Below are 20,061 nucleotides of genomic sequence, written 5' to 3' on the forward strand. Positions count from 1 at the left end.
CGCAATAAAACAAGAAGAACTTGGCAGGAAATAAAGATAAGAAAAATCTACTGCCAGAAGCTCTCCACCTAAATTGGTGACAGTTTTGAGGATTCAGCCCCATAAACCGAAAAACAATGGTAACGACCCATTATTTTCCTCGGCGAATACTTCCCTCCTTAATGGTCGTAGGCTGTCGTTGCCTCGCATTAAGTACCTAAGTATCGCACCTCTTCTGAATGTATTATTAACCAGTGGCTAATAAAACAAAACCGCACTAAGAGTGCGGTTTTGAAAGTTATCGTTTAGACGTCTAGCTGTCAAGTCGTTTTATTATAAAATCATATAAAACTACCCATAAAGTAAGAGCCAGCATAACCAAAGGTGTAACACACTAACAAATACAACGACAAACGAAGGTAACTTGCAAAAGTAAGTTCTTTAACCTTACTCATAGCAATAATACCAGCCGCCGAACCAATGATCAGCATTGAACCACCCACACCGGTTGCATACGTAAACGACAACCAATGCTGTTGACTCATTACAATGTCGGCTTTTAGTAACGCAGCCGTTAGTGGCACATTATCAACACCGGCCGATAAAATACCCATTAAGTAGTTAGCGTACTCTGGCGCCATTACTGTATACAAATTAGTAAATTGGCTCAGTACGCCGACTTCTTTTAACGCACCAACAAGTAATAACACCCCCACAAAAAACAATAAGGTGTCGTACTCTATGTCACGTATAAAGTCGATCATATCTTTATTGATGTCTTTTTTGCGCATTAAAAATTGTGCGACTAAAAACATAATAGACAGGCCGAGTAAAAAGGTAAGTAATGGCGGCACACTGTATAAAACACTTAAAGTAAGGGTAGAAATAACGGTAGTGAAGAAAATAACAGCGATAGTAATGTCGGTTTTTTCAATGCGTTTAAATTTAGTCTTTTTAAACTCTAACTGCTTGTTCATACCAATTGATAACAAGGTAGCCAGTAATAATACACTTAATAATGCAGGCACAATTAACAGTAATAAGTGACTAATAGTAACTTTACCATCAAGGAAAATCATTAACGTGGTTACATCACCCGTTATAAGTGAAACACCGCCGGAGTTCACTGCAAATACAATTAAGGTGGCGTATTTAACTAATTTTTTGGCTTCAAGCTTTAATGACATAATCACTGCCAAGGAAATCAATGTGGCTGTAACGTTGTCGGAAATAGATGAAAATACGAATGCAAAACTCCCCACCAAAAACATCAGCTTTCGCTCACTAATGCTGGTTGGCATAATCCGGTTCACAACATTTTCGATGAGTCCTTTGGAGTTTAAATAGGCAACAAAGGTCATTGCGGCCATTAAAAACAGCCATAAGGAAGCAATTTCTAAAATATTGTGGTCTAGGAGGGTTTGAATCGTTTCGGGGCTTTGCCCATTAAGAGGAAAAATAAAGGAGATAATCCAACAAAGCGTACCAAAAAATAATGTCGTTTTGGCTTTGTTTACGTGAATCACATCCTCAATAACGATAAGCAAGAATGCAATCGCTATCAGCGTCAGGATAATCAAGGAAACCATGATATTAAACAACCTTCGGGGTTAAGTAAAAATTGAAACCATGTAAAAAATATACCCACATATTCTATGTGCCTATATTCGGCGCGGATACTATCACTAAGCGGGTGTAAAAACTATTATTAAATCGTCGCAAAAACGAATACCATATAAGTTCAAGAAATATAAAATAACGAATACTAGGATGTTGTAACGCCTTATGATCCCAGCTAAAAAGCTACTAAATACCCTCACTGAGCATTGGGGTGTATTAGAGCTATTATTTAAACGCTTTAAAATGGCCGACTTTAGTATTAAAGATCTTCAAAATGCCATAAAACAAAAGCAACCGACGTGGAATAATGAGCGCATTTATAAAGAAACCAATCGGTTATTAAATCAAGAAATCATTATTCCCTTGGCTAAATCGTCACAACTAGAAATTAACCGTGCCATTGCTGATTTTGCTACCTTTTTACTGCAAGAAGAGCATTTAGGCTTAGCACAAGAAATTAGTGTATTGGTTGATGATTTAGCTCGCTTAGGTAATCGGCTATCTAATGCCGGTGAAATGGAAGATTTTGATGATTTACGCCGTTTTAGCCGCATTATGGATGATCGGGTTCGTAAAATAATTAAACTGTTTTTACACAACGAAAACGCCATCTTAAATATTGTTGAGCAGGCTAAATCTAATAACGCGGTGCAATCGCTGCAAAAGCGCTATAAAGCCGTGATAGAAGCGTTTGATGAATACATAGAACCCATGCTGGAAATGGTCGATATTAGAGGCGACTTTCATGCCTGTTTTACTCTAATTGAGCAGCAAATTAGCACCCAAATAGAATATATTGAACGCTCAGGTAAAGCGTACAGTGATAAACGTATGCTTGAGCAATTACGTACCCGTATTCTCGAAATGCACCTAGTTGGTCGCACAAGCTTACGTAAAAGTGCCGACATGCTAATGCCACTGCGTGAAGAGTTGCGCCGTAATAACCTTATTACCCGCCAAGCGGCAAAAGTTTTAGGGCTAATTCGTAAAAACGGGGTGGATAATATGCTCAGCGCCGTACAACCCCATTTTGTAAGCGATGCGCAAAAGTATTCATTGGGCCAACAGCGTCATATCGTTGCCTATATGGCAAGCCTAGCTGAGTTTGAACACCACGAATATCAGCTACCAGAACAAAATGATGTGCCCGCTTTTGTCACGCCAAACATTCCTGACTACCACGATGTAAAAGCGCAATTTACCAAACGCTTTAAAAAGCAGCGTAAAAAACCACAGCCTTTGCTGCAATTTTTAGATGAAAGCTATCCTGAGCTTGAAGCCGATGAAATGCTGTTTTTGTATCAAAAGTTGGTAAGCGATAGCACCCTAGAAATTAGCCAAAGCGATAAAAAAGCCCGCGTTAACATTGCAGGCCAGCACTTTAATTTGTATCCCTTTAATTCAGAGTCTCAGGCTGATAAAGCCGAGCACGAGTAATCACCATGACCCATATAAACTTAGATGAGCTTTCTCACTTACAAGCCATTAATAAAAAATTAGTCGCCGGTTACCACATTTGCGAACAAGACACCGTTATGTGGCAAGAGCTTGACCAACAAATAGACGCTTATACTGCCTTATTTACAGCATTAGGCCACGAGTTAAAACACGATAGCCGTGGTTTTTATTATTTTGCCAGCGATGAAAGCACCCCAAACATGGGTAAAATTTCCCGCGCTGTAGCGCTCACTATTTACATTTTAATAGAGCATTTTGCCAATACAGGTAAAGACCCAATGCGCGCATTATTTGACGAGCCAAACGATTTAGAGCTAATGCAAACCTTGGTACAGCTTAATAAACATTTGTTCGATCAGCTTGAGATATTTTCGGGCTCTGATTTACGAAAAGATGTGTATTTACGCATGGTACGTTTAGGCCTTGCCCGCGAAGTAGAAGGTGGCTTTATGTTGCAAGCCCCTATTCACCGTTATATCGATGCCTTAATGGAAGTAAACGAAGAGACCTTTATTAGTGAGGACGAGCAATGAAAAATTTATACGGACTGAGTAAACTCGCCCTACTCAATACCGCAGGCTATGCCAAATGTGTGATCCCACTGGATAAAAGTAGCTCTATTTGTGCGCCTAACAACACAGGTAAAAGCTCAGTAATTAATGCACTGCAATTTCCGCTAATTAACGATTTACGCTTAACCGAGTGGGATGGCCACGATTTAGATGAAACCCGAAAGTTTTATTTTTCATCAGATCAATCGTACATTTTACTGCAGGCCGATTTACCCCATGGCTCAGTCGTCATTGGCGTTGCTGGCTTAGGTAAAATTGCCGGTTATGCGCACCAATACTTTTGCTATCAAGGAAAGCTTGATTTAGCCCAGTACACCCAAGGCAATACCATTATTAAGTTTACCAAGCTGTTTAACCACTTAAAACAGCAAGGTTACAATCCAATAGAGCTTAAGGCACAAGAATTAAACGCCCTACTGACAGGCGGAGCAACACAATTTGACGGTGAGATCAACTTAAAAATGATCCCCCTTAACAACGTTCAAGACTCTGCAATATACAAAGAAATATTTCGTCGTATTCTTAATTTACATAAATTAGGCGCAAATGACGTTAAGCGCTTTATGTTGCGTGTGTTTGAGCGCCATATGTCAAATTCTAAGGTCGACTTTTACGAGGTTTGGCGCCGTTCATTTGATAAAGTAAACCGCGCAAAGCGTGAATTAAAAGCGCTAGAATCAATGCAAGAGCCTATAGCCGCTCTTGAATCTATGCTTGAAAACCAAACCGTGCTTAAAGGTAAACTAGCAGCATATGCGCCGAAGATTGACCAAGCACTGATTGACTTTGATGCTTACCAAGAAGAGCAGCTTAGCGAGCTCAACATCGCCCTTGAAGACATTGAGCACGAAAAGCACGAGTTTGAACAAAAGCAAGGGTTATACGTGCAACAATCGCGCGATATAGAGCGCAAGCAAACTCAAATTGAACAATGGTTTTTAGATTTCAACGCCCTTAAAAGTGAGTTTGAGCTGGTTAATAAAGCCACGCTCAAAAGCAACCTAACGCAGTTAAAAAATGACTACGAGTCGTTGTCACACTCTATTACGAGTGCACAAGGACAAAGCCTGCACACCCTTGATTTCCGTATTGGTGAAACACAAAAACAAATTAAGAGCTTAAAGTTACAACTTAAAAACTTAGAATTTAATTTATTCACCCGTATGCGTGAAGACTTATCACTGAAAGAAGTAGAGGAAATATCGCGGCTATTAAACCCCGATCTTCTCTCCTTTGCCACCACCAGCAATGGCGATATAACCATTGATGACGAAGACGCCTTTGGTGAATTTTTAGCACAGCTGAGCGAAAATGTTAAAGGCGGTGTACTCACCCTACCCGGTGCCAGTATTAAACTTAAAAAGCTCTCACCAGTACAAATGCAAAGCGGCGAAAATAAAGAGCAACTGAGCGCTCAGTTAACCGCGCTTGAGCAATCATTAAAAGAGTTTAAACAACAGCGCGAAGTGGCCGCCAATGTTGCTGATAAACAAAAAGAAAAAGACGCACTCTATGATGAGCTTATGAGTGCAGAAAGTGCACTTAAACGCTTAGAGCAATTTGAAGTGATGCAACAATCGGTTGACGCCCAAGCGATGCTAAAAGAGCAGCTTTTAGCCGAGCGCGAACAAGTTGACGATTACCTACAAGATATTCAAAAAAACAGTGGCTCAATTGCTGATAGACGCTCGTTAATCAAATCAAAACAAGCGCAAATTAATCGTCAAACAGAGCGCTTACGCCAAGTTAAAACTGAGCGTATTGACCACACTTTAGATTTATACAGTGGTAAAGTAACGCCTTACATGATTGATATAAAAATCGATTTTGATAATTTAAGCGATTTAATTCATCACTTTAATAAGGACTGCCAAGAGCTACGGAATTTCGATATAAATGTACGTAATACCTATATGCATATTTATAATGCCGGTATTACTAAGTTTGATAACGAAAACGATGAGTTTAGTAAATATCAAAAGCTTATTAGCGCGTTTCATAACATTGATAACGAGCGCGATGCAGTTGAGCGCCAAGGTCGCGTTGCCCTCACCGAAGTGGCCGCTACAATTAAAGGCCTGCGCGAAGATTTAGACCGTCTACGCCGTGAAATGAATAGCTTTAATAAAGGCATTAGCCAGCATCGTATTTCAAACCTGCAAGCGTTTAAAATTAATATTATCCCGCGCAAAATGTTGGTAGATAGTATTGATACTATTATCAGTACCTCTAACCAATTTGAACAAGGCGATACCCTAGATTTACTCAGCCAAGAACCTTACAGCGAGAGCGCGGTAAACGAGGCAAAAGATCATTTAATTAAACTCGCCTCAGACAAAGCAGGTCTGACCCTCACCGATTTGTTTGATATTCGTTTTGAAGTGGTTAACCGTGCAGGTGAAACCGAGCACTTTGAAAAAATAGACTCGGCTGGCTCAAATGGTACGCGTATCACCATTAAGCTATTATGTGGCATGTTGTTTATTCGTTATTTATTAAGCGATCAGGAACAAAATTTATACCGTATACCTATTTACATAGATGAAGCGGCTGATATCGACCCGCAAAACCAAAAGGCGATTATAGAAACCGCCCTAAGCTTTGGCTTTGTGCCAATATTTGCCTCGGTTAAACCGCAAATAAGTTGTGATTATATTGTGCCAATTCGTTCAGTAAAAGACGGCGCACAAAACTGGGTAGATGAAAAAGATTGGATTGAGGTTGAACATAAAGCCCCTCAGCAAGACTAAGAGTTAATTGGCTATTCATCTTAGCCAGTTACACTTATTTTTAGATTTTAAATTACCCTCGCCCATGGTAGTTTAAACAAACGCACTTTATTGGAGCAAACGTAATGAAACATATATTTATTGTCGCAGCACTGGCGCTACTTACCGCCTGTACACAAACGCCCGATTGGGATTACGATAAATCAGCAAACTTTAGTAACTACAAAACGTTTGCTTGGGTAGAAAACGCGAGCCTAACCAAAGACACGAATAACTACCAAATCAGTGGGCTGATGGAAAAACGCGTTCGCAATGCGGTAAACAACCAACTAAGCCAGCAATTAGGTATGCAATTGGTTGACGTAGCGCAAGCTGATGTACTTGTTAATTACCATGCAAGTGTAGATAAAGAGCTTGAAGTTGACAGCTTTAACGTAGGCTACGGTGCACGTTGGGGTTACTGGGGCACAGGCTTTAACCACGATGTAAGCGCACGCGAATATGAAGTAGGCACATTAGTTATCGATATTATTGATCGTGAGTCAAACCAATTAATTTGGCGTGGTGCTAAAGATGGTCGTTTAAAGAAAAAACAAACCCCATCACAACGTGAAGCCGCTATTAAGGAAACGGTTGCCAATATTTTAAGCAACTTCCCGCCAAAAAAGCAGCAGTAAGTTTTGGTTAATATTTAAAAGCCCGCATGTTTGCGGGCTTTTTTATGGCTTCAAAACTGTTTACCTATAAAGTAATAAGTTACACATTAACAAGGTGATAGCTCAATGCTATAGTAATCATGTTACAAGGATAAAGCTTAATCAATAAGACGTTTAGTAAGTCTAGTGTTTAGAATTGTGAGATAAATTAAAGGATTAAAATGAAAGTAACGTGTCCAAATTGTAAAAGTAATTTTGCAGCTAAAGATATAAAAAATATTAACAAAAATAGTATTTTTATTGAAAAACAATGCCCTTCTTGTCAAACATGGTTCTGTTTGAATAAAACACTCACGATTATAAAAATTATTGGTATTTTTTTATTGTTAATAACCAGCCTATTAAATATCTTCAATATTAAGAGTGAATACAGTCTAATTTTTTCAAGCGCTGGTTTTGTAGGAATATTAGTAGCAATCATTATTACTTTTTTTGGCCAAAATGAAGCAATCAAAAAATAAAAAGAAACCAAAAGTAAAATATGTAGATATCAGTAATACGAGAATGCTATTGAATCAAATCGCATTCTCTTTAGTATCTTGGGCTTTAGGCCTTTTATCTATTATATTTGCGATAAAATTTATACATGATGGCTATATTCTGACTCCAACAGATTACCGGGTCGAATCTGACGTTTATTTCTTTTCAGCGTCGCCGTTTACTTATCTATTTTACCTTTTTCTTTATTTAGGAACTGGGATCTACTTTTTAGCTGTGCCCTACCTTTTTAGAGATATGTTCCCTCGAAAAAAGAAAAAGCCTAATAAATCTAAAAAAAGCATAAACGAGGTAACAGCTAATTTTAGCTTTATTAGTTACCAGCCTTTTTTATTTAAATACGCATCAATGAAGTTGTTATTTATACTTGTGTAATAAATCAAGTGGGATATGGCAATAATCATTAGGGTGATTGGTTAAACGGTCTTGATGCTCGGGATCGCTAGGGACATAATTAGTCAGTGGCGCTACTTGTACCGCTATTTTTTCAGCATCATCACGCTGGCTAATATAGTCTCTGGTGATGTTTAAATGATTGCTGTCTTGGCTAAAAATGGCGGTGCGGTATTTTTCACCTACATCGTCACCTTGTTTATTGATACTGTATGGGTCAATAATCTCAAAAAAATAGCCAATTAATTCATTCAAGGTTACTTCTTGGGCATCAAAGGTTACTTTCACGCATTCGGCATAGCCATCGTATTCACCTTGTGTTGTGTTACTCGTGCCGTTGGCACGCCCCGCCTCAGTAGTCACTACTCCAGGTAAATACCTCATAAACTCTTGCACGCCCCATAAACAACCACCAGCAAAATAAAGTGTGTGCTGATTTAATGAATGACTCGATTGTTGTGTTTGCATAATAAAGTGACCAATGTAAATAATTTATAGGTTGCAGAGTTACTATTTTGTAACGCTAAATTTGATTATCAAATGCAGTTTTTTATCATTAATGTACAATAGCGCCCAAAATCACCCTAGCTTAGTGAGCTTACCTTATCATGTGATAAAAAATGATAGGTATTTAATTTTTAGCGTCATTGCATAAAATGAGAATAATGATATGAATCGTGCCCCGCACCTTATAATACCGGCCGTACTAGCCAGTATTTCAACTGTTGCTTATGCAGAGCAGAGTAAAGAAACAGCAACCATAGAACAAATAACAATTGAGGCGTCACCCACTGCCAATACCTTACCCGTAGGCACTTTTGATTCACCTATTTCAAATTTAGAATACGACCCGCGTGTTGACTTGCAATCACGCAATATGGCTGAAGCACAAGCTGATGTAACGATACGCGGTGGTATTTTTGAAAATACCGGCTTTAGAGTCGGTAGTGCAACCCTACTCGACCCGCAGTCTGGTCACTACTTTGCAGAAATTCCTATTGCACCACAAATGCTAACGGGTGCCAGCGTATTAACCGGAGCCGATAACGCACTTAATGGCATGAATAGCTCAGTAGGTACTGTGTCATTTGCTTGGAAACCAATAACAACTGGTGGCAGTGTCTCTTTGGGCGCTGGCTCAAATGACTTCAACCTACAAACAATTCATGCAGGTGTGAGTACTCCATTTGAAGCAAACGCTAATTGGCGTATTGGTTTTGAAGGTGAATATTCGCACTCACAAAGTGATGGTTCAATTGATTTTGGCGATCATGACTTTACCCGAACTTCTGGCAGAGTGCAGTTAACTGGGAGCGATTCACAAACTGATTTATTTTACGGCTTGCAAGAAAAGTTTTTTGGTTGGCCAAACCTTTATACCCCATTTGGCGTCAATGAAACCGAAGACTTAGAAACTCAATTATGGATGCTAAACCATAAACAAGCCTATGCTACCAACAGTGAATTTGAAGTATCGGCTTATTACCGCAAGCATAACGACCATTATATTTATTCACGTGAAAACCCAAGCGCGTTCCAAGCATTTCATGAAACACAAGTAAAATCATTGGCTGTTTCAGGTCGTCATGCGCAAACAAAGTCAGTTGCGGTTAATTACTCTGCGCAATATATAGAAGATAGTATTGACTCCACCACCCTTGAAAATAACTTTACTTCACGTAACTACTTTAAGCTTAGTGTATTACCAGAATACACAACATCACTTGCAAGTGATCAGCAACTAACTGTGCGTTTAGGGGCTGCATTTGATAACACCAGTCGTGATGATTCTGAGCTATCATTGATTGGTGATGTTAGTTTCAATACCCAAAATAACGATGGCACTGAGCGTACGCTGTATTTGTCGTATGCCGAGGCAAGCCAAGTAGCAGGCTACACCGCCATTGGTGGCAGTGAGTCAGGTGGTTTGTTTAGAAGTAACGCTAGCCTTGAGCGTGAAACCACCAAAAGCTTAGAGCTGGGCTTATTGCTTGAGCAACAAAGCTGGCAACTCAATTCAGCGCTTTTTTATCGTAAAGATAACAACCTAACCGATTGGACATTTAACTTTGATTCAAGCTCAGCACGATTTGCACAACCGGTTGATATTGATACCACAGGCCTTGAATTTTTAGCCACTAAGCAATTTGATAACGCAGAAATTATTGCCAGCTATGCGTACTTACATAAAACAGAAACCTACGGCGCTGAAAATATTGATGCTAGCTTTTACGCTTTAAACTTTCCAGATCATCGTGTAACACTCGGTGCGATTTGGAACCCGACGGATCTATTAGAATTTCGAGTAGATAATGAGTGGCGTAAACAGCATAAAAATGCGCTGCGCCGTTCAGGTGACGAGGCGTTATTTACTCAGCTGACGGTAAAAATAACTCCACCAGCCCTGCCTAACTTCTTTATTAGTCTTGCAGCTGATAACTTGTGGGATGAGTCGTTTGAAGAAATTCCAGGTACGCCAGGGCGCGGCGAGCAATATACGCTAAGTGCCACGTATAGCTGGTAACTTTATCGCTCAGCGAGGGCTTAATCCCACGCTGAGCTTATCTTTTAAGTTAAAATAAGAAAAAGACCAGTAGAAAGCTGAGTTAGAAACTTCATTTCTTAGCCCTTCCTAAGTATTCTAAAGGCGCAGCACCTCTTCCTCCTCTGTGTACATGCATAATTAAAAAAGTATGAACAAAGAGAAGTGAATGAGAAGAAAATAAGAAATTACTAGTAACTAAGCCAAATAACTTATGCCTAAGTCACTCACTCTTAAAGCGCAGCGTCTCTTCGCCCTCTTTGTGCATTTATCATTAAAAAAGTATGAACAAAGAGAAGTGAATGAGAAGAAAATAAGAAATTACTAGTAACTAAGCCAAATAACTTTGTGTCTAAGTCACTCGCTCTAAAAGCGCAGCGCCTCTTCGCCCTCTTTGTGCATTTATAATTAAAAAATTATGAACTGAAAGAATTGAATGATAAGTAAATGAGGTAACACTGGCGACAATGCTTAGTGGATACTTAATTGTCTCCTCTGAGTAAGGGTTTTAGAAACACAAAGTAAGTGTCTACATTTTTCAAGCGTATTAATTGTAAATATATGTGTATTTAACACAATAAATTAGGTTAATTGCTCTAATTCAGTAATTAATGTTAATGCTTGCTCATTAGTCGTTCCGCATACATCTAGCGTGGCACTAAAATCACTACACACTTTTGGGCGCGACTCATCACCAAATAGCTTGCATAAATTACTTTCATCCAGCTGAATACAGCGTTCTCCGGCCTTTTTACCGTTTGGCATACCCGGAATTGGCGAGCTAATACTCGGCGAAATACAACATGCTCCACAGCCTAAACGGCACGCCATTGATTGTACTTTCATTCTAACCTCAGTAATAAATTTCAATTGTTTTGTTGCTGCTTTGTACATAAATAGCGCGCTGTGTTCTATTTGTAACCGCTTTGTGCAATGACTTGTTACATCTTCAAACACACTGTAAACACTTTATTGCGTATCATTAGCCCATCAGCACAATTTATGAAGGAATGCCCTGTGGCGACTAAAAAACAAATAATACTTCCGATCGCGGTCCTTGTTGGTGGCATTGGCCTCGCAGCAGGCTTTTCTGCAATGAAAAAGCCACCAGAAGAAAAGCCCCCCAAGACATGCGCCCTTTGGTTGCAGCACAACCAGTTCACCTTGATGCAATTACCCTCGATGTAAAATCGTACGGTATTGTGCAACCAAAAGACCGCACTGAGCTGATTGCTCAGGTGAGTGGCCAAGTTATTTCAGTTGCAGAACAATTTGTTGAAGGTGCCTTTGTAAAGCAAGGTGACATTTTAGCACGAATTGATCCAAATGATTATGAAGCTGATTTAATTGAAGCAGAGGCAGGCCTTGCCCAAGCAAGTTCAGCACTCGAAATTGAACGTGCACAAGCGCATGTTGCTAAAGCCGAATGGGAACGCATTAAAGCAGACTCAAGCGATGTTACTGCATCAGCACTGTATTTACGTAAACCGCAATTAGCAGAAAAAATGGCGCGATATCGCTCGGCACAAGCAAGTGTAAAACGTGCTAAACGTAATTTAGAACGCACTTATATTAAAGCCCCCTACGATGCGATTATAAACGAACGCAGCATTAGTTTAGGCTCGGTAGTTAATCCTGGTAATAGCTTTGGCTCTCTTAGTTCGACTGAGGTCGCCGAGGTGCGTTTACCTGTTGCCGATAAAGAGCTGCAATACCTTAATAATAGTGGCATAGGTGCAATAGTTGAATTTAATGCACAATATGCAGGTAAAGAAACTACATGGCAGGCTAAAGTGGTACGAAGTGAAGGTGTGATTGATCAAAAAAGCCGAATGAGTTATTTGGTTGCCCAACTTCAAACCCCATATGAAGGGGTGCAGCCACTTCGTTTTGGCTCATACATAAACGCTACAATTGAAGGTCGCGCCGTTAATGGCGCTATTGTTGTTCCTCATCATCTGGTTAAAAATAATAAAATTGCAGTGTTAAACGATGATTTAACTTTGTCATTTAAAACACTCAATATTATTCGCGAACAAAATGGCATGGTCATCGCAAATCAAGGCTTAGCAGAGGGAGAACAACTGATTACTTCTGCCCTTGAATACCCAACCGAAGGGATGGCAGTAAAAATAGAAGATACAGTGACCAAACCAGACGTTACTCAACTTGCGTTAAAAGGAGAGTAAACGATGACCACAACTGATGAAAAAGGGTTAATTGCGTGGTTTGCGCGTAACCCCGTTGCTGCTAACCTAATCATGATTTTTGTCTTGATTGGCGGGTTGTTAACCGCGCTGACAATTCGTAAACAAGCCTTTCCTCAATTTGAAAGTAACTGGGTAAGTATACAAGCTATTTACCCTGGCGCCGCGCCACAAGAAGTGGAAGAAGGCATTACTATAAAAATTGAAGAAAACCTTGAAGGTACCGAAGGTATTAAACGTCTAATCACTTACTCTAATCGAGGCTATGCACAAGCCTGGGTTGAGATTGAAGAAAAATATGACGCCAAAGAAGCGCTAGATGAAATAAAAGCGCAAGTAGATTCAATTAATACGTTTCCTGCGGGTATGGAACGCCCTGTTGTTCAGCGTGAAAAATTTCAACAAGAAGTAATGATACTCGCGCTTTATGGTGATATGAGTTATTACCAGTTAAAAGAACTTGGTAATGATATTAAAGATGAATTACAAAACCTTCCTCATGTAAACCTAGTTGATTTTTACAGTGGCTTAGACTACGAAATTGGTATTGAAATTAGCCCTGATAAACTTCGCGAATACGGACTCACGTTTAGAGATGTTTCTAATGCGGTGCAAAGCTTTTCTACTAATATGTCGGCGGGTCAAATTCGCTCTGATACTGGCTACATTTCGATGCGTGTCGAAAAGCAAGCCTATCGTGGCGGTGAATTTGAAAAGTTACCGCTAATTACATTACCAGACGGTGCTCAAATTAAATTAGGCGATGTAGCCACCATTAATGATGGCTTTGAAGAAGGCTTACTTTATTCTAAATACAATGGCAAAAATTCACTGTCGTTTGAAATTGATGCCTCAAAAGATCAAGACATTACCGTTGTTGCTAAAGTCCTTAAAAAGTACCTAGCTGACAAAGCCGATCAACTTCCTGCAGGCGTTAAGTTATCACCCATCGTTGATTTAACCTACTACCTTGAAGGTCGCCTCGACATGATGGTCGATAACATGGTGTGGGGCGGTATTTTAGTTATGCTGGTATTAGCGCTGTTTTTACCTCTTAGATTAGCGTTTTGGGTAATGATGGGCCTACCAGTGTCTTTCTTAGGGGCATTCTTATTTATGCCTATCGGCTTTTTAGACATTACTATTAATATGGTGTCTTTGTTTGCCTTTATTATTGTTTTGGGGATTGTGGTTGATGATGCCATTGTTGTAGGTGAGTCGGCCAGTGCTGAAATTGAAAAACATGGGCACTCACTTAACAACGTTATTCGTGGTGTAAAACGTGTAGCCATGCCAGCAACCTTTGGTGTACTAACCACTATTGCTGCATTTTTACCTCAAGCAATGGCTTCAGGGCCGAGCGCTGCGTTTTCGAAAGCAATTGGTGTAGTAATTATTTTATGCTTAATTTTTTCACTGATTGAATCAAAACTAATTTTACCTGCACACATCGCAGCAATGAACCCGCGTAAGCCTAATCCTAAAAACCCATTACATAAATTACGTAATGCAGTTGATAGTGGCTTAAAGCATTTTGTTGAACATTATTACACTCCATTTATCGGTCGTTGTATCCATTATCGCTATACCGTGATTATTGGCTTTTTATGTATTTTAATTGTCAGTGCAGGACTCTTTGCCGGTGGAATGGTTAAATTTGTACCAAACCCTAAAATTCCGCATGATTTTCCGCGTATATCGCTAGAAATGAACCTTGCCTCTTCTGAGCAAGCCACGCTTGAAACAGCGCGTAAAATAGAAAATGTATTACTGAGCGTCGACAAAGAACTAGAGCAGCAGTATGGCCAATCTATGATCCGTGATTTGTCTGTTAGTCTGCGTGGTCGTACTAATGCGAGTATTATGGCCATTTTAGTAGAGCCTCACTTACGCCCAATCGATACCTTTGAGTTAAGCACTATGTGGCGTGAAAAAATGCCACCGCTACCGGGGCTTAAAACACTCACTATTCAAGATAGTATTTTTGGTGGTGGTCGTGATGATGGCGACGTTAGCTTTAGGCTCGAAGGAAAAAATGCCGATGAGTTAAAAGAAGTATCTAGCAAACTAAAAGCTAAGTTACAAAGTATGGAAGGTGTGGGTGATGTAAATGACTCACTGCAAAGTGCCACCGACGAAGTACAACTTGATTTAAAACCACTTGCTTACAGTATGGGCTTAACCCTTGCTGATGTGGCCTCTCAAGTAAGCTTTAGCTATTACGGCCTTGAAGCACAGCGTATTCTGCGTGAAGGTGAAGAAATCAAAGTAATGATTCGCTACCCGCAAAGCGAGCGTAACTCGATAAGCAACATCCAAGATACGCGTATTATCACCCCTGCGGGCGCTGAAGTTTCTTTAAGTGAAATAGCTATAGTCAAGCTGGTAGATGGCGTAAGCAGTATCAGACGTGAAAACTCAAATCGTACTGTTAATGTGTGGGCTGCGGTCAATAGTGACGAAGTAGAGCCATTTGCCATTGCACAAGAAATTCGTGATGTTTACTTACCAGCACTGCTTAAAAACTACCCTGGAGTAAAAAGTAACGTTGCAGGGCGTATTCAAGAAGAGATGGAAAGTGCTAATGAACAACTACGTGATTTTGCAATCTCATTAATGATTATTTTTGCGCTACTAGCCATTCCACTTCGCTCATATTCTCAGCCACTGATTATTATGTCGGTGATCCCATTTGGTGTTGTGGGTGCTATGTTCGGTCATATGGCTTTAGGTATGACCATGAGCGGATTATCAATGTTCGGTATTATAGCTGTTGCCGGTATAGTAGTTAATGATTCACTTGTTATGGTGGATTTTGTAAACAAAGCCCGTGCAGAAGGTGTGGCAATAAAAGAAGCGGTAATGCAAGCCGGAGCGCGTCGCTTTAGAGCCATATTACTAACTTCAGTCACTACTTTTATTGGCGTAATGCCCATTATTATGGAAACTAGTTTACAAGCAAAAATTGTAATACCTATGGCCGTATCACTCGCCTTTGGTGTGCTGTTTGCCACAATAATTACGCTTATTCTTATACCGTGTCAGTACGTTGCGCTTGAAGATATAAAACGCATAATTCGAAAGTGGCGCGGTAAAGACCCTATTGTCGATGGCCAACCAGCAACGACCAATAGTTAATTCAGTAAAATCCCAACCAAAAAAGCTCGGCATAATTATGCCGAGCTTTTTATTTATAAAAATATAAAGCACGTGTAAACTGAAGTCCCACTAATTAACAAGATTAGATGAAAATGGCAAAGTGGCATGATAAAAAAACTAAAATTAAGGATATTTTTGATACAATCAGGAATTTTGGTTTAGTAGGCTTAGTGCTATATCTTTCTACAATGAGCTTTCTCAGAACTAACTCTGTTGGACTAATTGGCTATATGCACCTATCGATTGGCTTAATTTTATTATTTTTTTCTATCTACTTGTTTTATTTGAATATCAGTTTATTTAATAAAACAGTAAAGGAAGAGTACGAGGCCAAAAATATTGGACACCTTTTTTATATAACAGTGCCAATGCTGATGTTCATATTAAGTGTTCAAGTTTATGTATCAACTGCATTCGAAATTAAAGTTGAGGGTGGTAACAGCTTAAGTGAACTCTCACTAGAAGATATTTTTAAGGTTAAAAAAGATAAAGAAGTTCCCGATAAATAAAATGAACCTTTAATTATATAAACTTGTTTGCTTTTTTTCGTCTTTTACCTTCTGGTATTTAATAACCATAATTAAGTAAGATAAAGCCTAAGTATTCCCCTCAGTATAAACATATTCCTCGTAAAGGATTTGATTGGTGTTTTTTAATAATCAATGAAATTAACGTTACTAAACGTGTATTTGTTACTCGTTAATTAATATACGTGTATCAACAATCCCCTGTTTTACTAGCTGATTCAATATGTGAGCGGTTTTTTCTCTGCATACATCGCGTAATAGTCGTACAGCGGGCGTAATCGATTGCCTGCTTGGGCAAATAAGCCACAGCTCACCACAGGTATGCTGGTAATTATTCATCACAGTAACAACGCGTTTATTTAATAAGTCATCTGCAATATCTAACGCTGATTTAACCGCTAAACCTTTACCTGCAACACACCAACGCCTGACTAAATCGCCATCGTTTGAAGCTCGTCTGCCCTGCATTTTTACTTTGTATTTTTTCTGCCCGTCGGTAAATTCCCACACATTATTGATAATATCTTGCAGCTGATAAAATAACCCATGATGCTGCGCTAAATCATCCGGGTGCTGAGGTTCACCATATTTAGCTAAATAAGTTGGTGTAGCGCAAAGTAGTCGCGGTACGTTGCAAATTTTAAACCCATATACACTACTATCACTGGGGGAGCCATAACGCAGTGCTATATCAACCGAATCACGAAAAAAATCGATATTACTGTCGCTAATGTGCGTACGCAAGCTCACACTTGGGTACTTATCCATAATGTCATCAATCCATGGGATCACTAAGTTGCGCCCTAGATCAGATGAAGTAGCTACTCGTAATTCACCTTCAATAGCATCATGTTCCCCTTTAAGGTTTTGCCTTGCCGTTTCAAGCACAGCCAGCGCTTGTTCGCATTGGGGGATGTATCGCTCCCCTGCACTGGATAAACGCAAATGCCGAGTTGTTCTAATAAATAATTCACAGCAAAGTGCTGACTCTACACGCTTAATAGCAGCACTGGCCGTTGCTGTGCGCATATCTAACTTGGCTGCTGCTAGCGTAATGCTTCGACACTCAGCTACTTTTAAAATAAGTTTTAAGTCATCAATCTGCATATTATCTATTTTTATTTGATAATGATTCAATAATTATGCTGTTTATTTTAAATAAAGCAACTTGTATTATGCTGCTTATACACTCAGTAAATACTGTTTATCAACCCTTTTTTATTATGGAGAGACGATGACTCACCCTATTATTCGCGATCTTGAAAGCCGCCATACCGCTAAACGTTACGATGCTTCCAAGCGTATTTCTCAAGACGATTTAGCGGTTTTATATGACGCGATGCGTCTTTCTCCTTCGTCAATTAATTCACAGCCTTGGAAATTTATTGTGATTGAATCTGAAGCCGCAAAAGAGCGTATGCACAGTACCTTTGCTAATAAATTTCAATTTAATCAACCACACATTAAAGCGGCGTCACACATCATTTTATTTGCTCATAATCCACAATACACCCGTGAAAATTATGGCCAAGTAATTGATGCTGATATAAAAAATGGCCGAACTCAAAAAGAAAACCGCGAGCAAGCTTTTGGCGCCTTTGCGTTTGTGGATTTAAATACCGATGAGCAAGGTAATAATGCCGCCTGGACCAAAGCACAAACCTACATTGCTTTAGGCAATACTATGCATGCAGCAGCACGCTTAGGCATTGATACCACTCCTATGGAAGGCGTTGATGCACAACTGATTGGCGAAGAGTTCGCAAACGAATTAGACGGCTATGTGTGTGATGTTGCACTTGCGCTGGGTTACCATGACGCTGAAGAAGACTACAATGCTAAGTTGCCAAAATCACGTTTAAGCAAAGAACAAATTATTCAGGTTTTATAAGGCATCGCTGCTCACTCATATTGGTAAGTGAGCAGCTTATCTTGCTATGCTAGTTTTGTGACCACAGACGCATTGGTCACTTTGCCTTGCTCAACATCTGCGGTAATAGTGCATAATGCTCCATTAATTAAGTTTAAATTAGGAGGGATGTGGCCAATATCGGCATCAATAATCACCGGAAATAAACACCCACCAAAAGCGGCATTTAAACCTTGGCGATAATCAAATCCTGGGTCTTGCCCTTGTAAGGTCACATGACGACCAATAATCACCCCGTTTATATCATCAAACATGCCCGCTAATTTAAGTGACAATAAAAATCGTGCAACGGTCGCTAGCGTGAGCTCGGCACTTTCTAAATAAAGTACAATGCCTTGCGAAGCATTGTGCTTTTTAAACTCATGCAGAGCTAAAAATGGTGAATCTAGTAACAGCCCAACCGTATCAAGACACCCACCAAACAACCGCCCCGACATTTCGATACTGCGCTTATCAGTGTAATTTAAACACTGCCATTGGGTGGCCGCACTGTGATCAAATAATGCATTCGGATTTTGTGCGTAATCAGGCTTGCTATGTTGATGGTAAGTCGAGGGGGCTTGCTCAAACTCACTATTAGCCTCATAGCTTAGGCTTTCAAAAATTTGTAAACAATACGGGTCTTTTTCATCAGGGTGTAATTGAATTAAATTAGCGCTATGCAGTGTTGCCCAGTTACATTTTGCTGTCAGTGCACAAGCAATCGTACTGACATCTGAATAGCCCACTAACCATTTAGGTTTAGCATTTTTAATTGCGCTAAAATCAAGCAAAGGCAATATTTCCATTGCCAGTTCTCCGCCCATTGGTGGCATGATCGCATCTATTTCATCATCTAATAAAAAGTCCATTAATTGCTTGGCATGCTGCTTAGCAGTAAGTTGAGTTCGCGGCTCGTTTTGACGTAAAAACTCCCCCTCAACAATCTGATAGCCTCGATGTTTTAAGCCATTAATGACGATGTCTAACCGTGGATGGTATTTTGCTTTGATCCCCGCAGATAAAGAACACACGGCGATTTTAGATCCCACTTTTAAAGGTGCTGGATACAGTATATTTGCCATATTATTTCCTTATTGAAGAATAGGTTACTACCATAACAACATAGCCTACATTTACAAACAATGAATAATAATTGACCGGTATCTAAACCAAATATAAAAAAACCAGTGCTTATTGCTAAGCACTGGTTTTTATAAAACGTTAAAGTGAGTTAACTAATTAAATATACTCAACCTCAATGATTTCGTACTCTACATCACCTTTCGGCGTTTTGATAATCACAGCGTCATCCGCTTGTTTACCAATTAAGCCGCGAGCAATTGGTGAATTAACAGAGATTAAATTACTTTTAATATCTGCTTCATCATCGCCAACAATCTGATATTTAACTTCAGCGTCGGTTTCAACATTAACGATGGTTACTGTAGTACCAAAAATCACTTTACCTGTATTAGGCATCTTTGTTACGTCAATCATCTGCATGTTTGAAAGTTTTGCTTCAATTTCTTGAATACGGCCTTCACAAAAACCCTGTTGCTCACGCGCAGCGTGATACTCAGCATTTTCTTTTAAGTCACCGTGTTCACGTGCATCAGCAATATCAGATACAATTTTTGGACGGGTAACAGTTTTTAATTCGTTAAGTTCATCACGCAATAATTTTGCGCCACGAACTGTCATTGGAATTGATTGCATACTTTTCTCACTTAATCCCAAGGCCGTGGTTAC

At 39.6% G+C, this 20,061-nt stretch carries 15 protein-coding genes, 1 pseudogene and 1 riboswitch; of the genes and pseudogenes, 10 read left to right on the plus strand and 6 right to left on the minus strand.

The genetic code is table 11. The features are described 5' to 3' along the window. Positions 1-49: 49 nt before the first annotated feature. A riboswitch (Lysine riboswitch) is annotated at positions 50-222 on the minus strand. Between the two features lie 98 nt (positions 223-320). Then, on the minus strand, positions 321-1,568 hold the full coding sequence (gene nhaD, locus AB8618_RS09065) for a sodium:proton antiporter NhaD (protein WP_413402332.1): 1,248 nt from the start codon (positions 1,566-1,568) through the stop codon (positions 321-323). 196 nt (positions 1,569-1,764) lie between these two features. Between nhaD and AB8618_RS09070 the strand changes: the two genes are divergently transcribed. The 5 genes from AB8618_RS09070 (at position 1,765) to AB8618_RS09090 (ending at position 7,535) form a co-directional block, all read left to right on the plus strand. Continuing rightward, a complete protein-coding gene (locus AB8618_RS09070; protein ID WP_413402334.1) occupies positions 1,765-3,036 on the plus strand; it encodes a hypothetical protein in 1,272 nt (423 codons plus the stop codon). Between the two features lie 5 nt (positions 3,037-3,041). Continuing rightward, positions 3,042-3,590 carry a condensin complex protein MksE gene (locus AB8618_RS09075; RefSeq protein WP_010388659.1) on the plus strand — a complete coding sequence of 183 codons (549 nt, stop codon included), beginning with the start codon at positions 3,042-3,044 and terminating at the stop codon, positions 3,588-3,590. Then, positions 3,587-6,379 carry an ATPase gene (locus AB8618_RS09080; RefSeq protein WP_413402336.1) on the plus strand — a complete coding sequence of 931 codons (2,793 nt, stop codon included), beginning with the start codon at positions 3,587-3,589 and terminating at the stop codon, positions 6,377-6,379. The genes AB8618_RS09075 and AB8618_RS09080 overlap by 4 nt, the downstream gene beginning before the upstream one ends. 104 nt (positions 6,380-6,483) lie before the next feature. Next, a complete protein-coding gene (locus AB8618_RS09085) occupies positions 6,484-7,035 on the plus strand; it encodes a DUF4136 domain-containing protein (protein ID WP_138571096.1) in 552 nt (183 codons plus the stop codon). Positions 7,036-7,235: 200 nt separating this feature from the next. After that, positions 7,236-7,535: a hypothetical protein gene (locus tag AB8618_RS09090; protein WP_413402338.1), complete on the plus strand. Its 300-nt coding sequence runs from the start codon at positions 7,236-7,238 to the stop codon at positions 7,533-7,535. Between the two features lie 394 nt (positions 7,536-7,929). On the opposite strand, the gene AB8618_RS09095 is transcribed toward AB8618_RS09090, so the two are convergent. Next, entirely contained in the window at positions 7,930-8,433 is a 504-nt protein-coding gene (locus tag AB8618_RS09095; protein WP_409423319.1) for a peptide-methionine (S)-S-oxide reductase, read from the minus strand. 202 nt (positions 8,434-8,635) lie between these two features. Here AB8618_RS09095 and AB8618_RS09100 point away from each other — a divergent pair, with 202 nt between their 5' ends. Further along, positions 8,636-10,489 (plus strand): TonB-dependent receptor plug domain-containing protein, encoded by a 1,854-nt coding sequence (locus AB8618_RS09100; RefSeq protein ID WP_413402341.1) that lies wholly within the window; start codon positions 8,636-8,638, stop codon positions 10,487-10,489. A gap of 600 nt (positions 10,490-11,089) precedes the next feature. Here the strand turns inward: AB8618_RS09100 and AB8618_RS09105 are convergent. After that, positions 11,090-11,353, minus strand: coding sequence for a YkgJ family cysteine cluster protein (locus AB8618_RS09105; RefSeq protein ID WP_413402851.1), 264 nt, complete (start codon positions 11,351-11,353; stop codon positions 11,090-11,092). Positions 11,354-11,524: 171 nt separating this feature from the next. Between AB8618_RS09105 and AB8618_RS09110 the strand changes: the two are divergent. The 3 genes and pseudogenes from AB8618_RS09110 to AB8618_RS09120 all read left to right on the plus strand — a co-directional run bounded on the left by AB8618_RS09110 (position 11,525) and on the right by AB8618_RS09120 (position 16,382). Continuing rightward, a pseudogene (locus AB8618_RS09110) lies at positions 11,525-12,696 on the plus strand (efflux RND transporter periplasmic adaptor subunit). 3 nt (positions 12,697-12,699) lie between these two features. Continuing rightward, entirely contained in the window at positions 12,700-15,852 is a 3,153-nt protein-coding gene (locus tag AB8618_RS09115) for an efflux RND transporter permease subunit (RefSeq protein ID WP_413402345.1), read from the plus strand. Between the two features lie 113 nt (positions 15,853-15,965). Beyond that, positions 15,966-16,382 (plus strand): hypothetical protein, encoded by a 417-nt coding sequence (locus AB8618_RS09120; RefSeq protein ID WP_409423323.1) that lies wholly within the window; start codon positions 15,966-15,968, stop codon positions 16,380-16,382. A 183-nt stretch (positions 16,383-16,565) separates the two neighbouring features. Here AB8618_RS09120 and AB8618_RS09125 read toward each other — a convergent pair whose 3' ends face one another. Beyond that, a complete protein-coding gene (locus tag AB8618_RS09125; protein ID WP_409425572.1) occupies positions 16,566-17,507 on the minus strand; it encodes a LysR family transcriptional regulator in 942 nt (313 codons plus the stop codon). A 127-nt stretch (positions 17,508-17,634) separates the two neighbouring features. Here AB8618_RS09125 and AB8618_RS09130 point away from each other — a divergent pair, with 127 nt between their 5' ends. Next, positions 17,635-18,291 carry a nitroreductase family protein gene (locus AB8618_RS09130; protein WP_409423324.1) on the plus strand — a complete coding sequence of 219 codons (657 nt, stop codon included), beginning with the start codon at positions 17,635-17,637 and terminating at the stop codon, positions 18,289-18,291. Positions 18,292-18,335: 44 nt separating this feature from the next. Here AB8618_RS09130 and AB8618_RS09135 read toward each other — a convergent pair whose 3' ends face one another. Both AB8618_RS09135 and greA read right to left on the minus strand, forming a co-directional pair. Further along, the gene (locus AB8618_RS09135) at positions 18,336-19,394 is read right to left on the minus strand and encodes a S66 peptidase family protein (protein ID WP_413402348.1); all 1,059 of its coding nucleotides are present in this window, start codon (positions 19,392-19,394) and stop codon (positions 18,336-18,338) included. 157 nt (positions 19,395-19,551) lie between these two features. Next, a complete protein-coding gene (gene greA / locus AB8618_RS09140; RefSeq protein WP_010388635.1) occupies positions 19,552-20,028 on the minus strand; it encodes a transcription elongation factor GreA in 477 nt (158 codons plus the stop codon). Positions 20,029-20,061: the final 33 nt, after the last annotated feature.

It is taken from the genome of Pseudoalteromonas sp. RW-H-Ap-1, assembly GCF_048318575.1.
Taxonomy (GTDB): Bacteria; Pseudomonadota; Gammaproteobacteria; order Enterobacterales; family Alteromonadaceae; genus Pseudoalteromonas.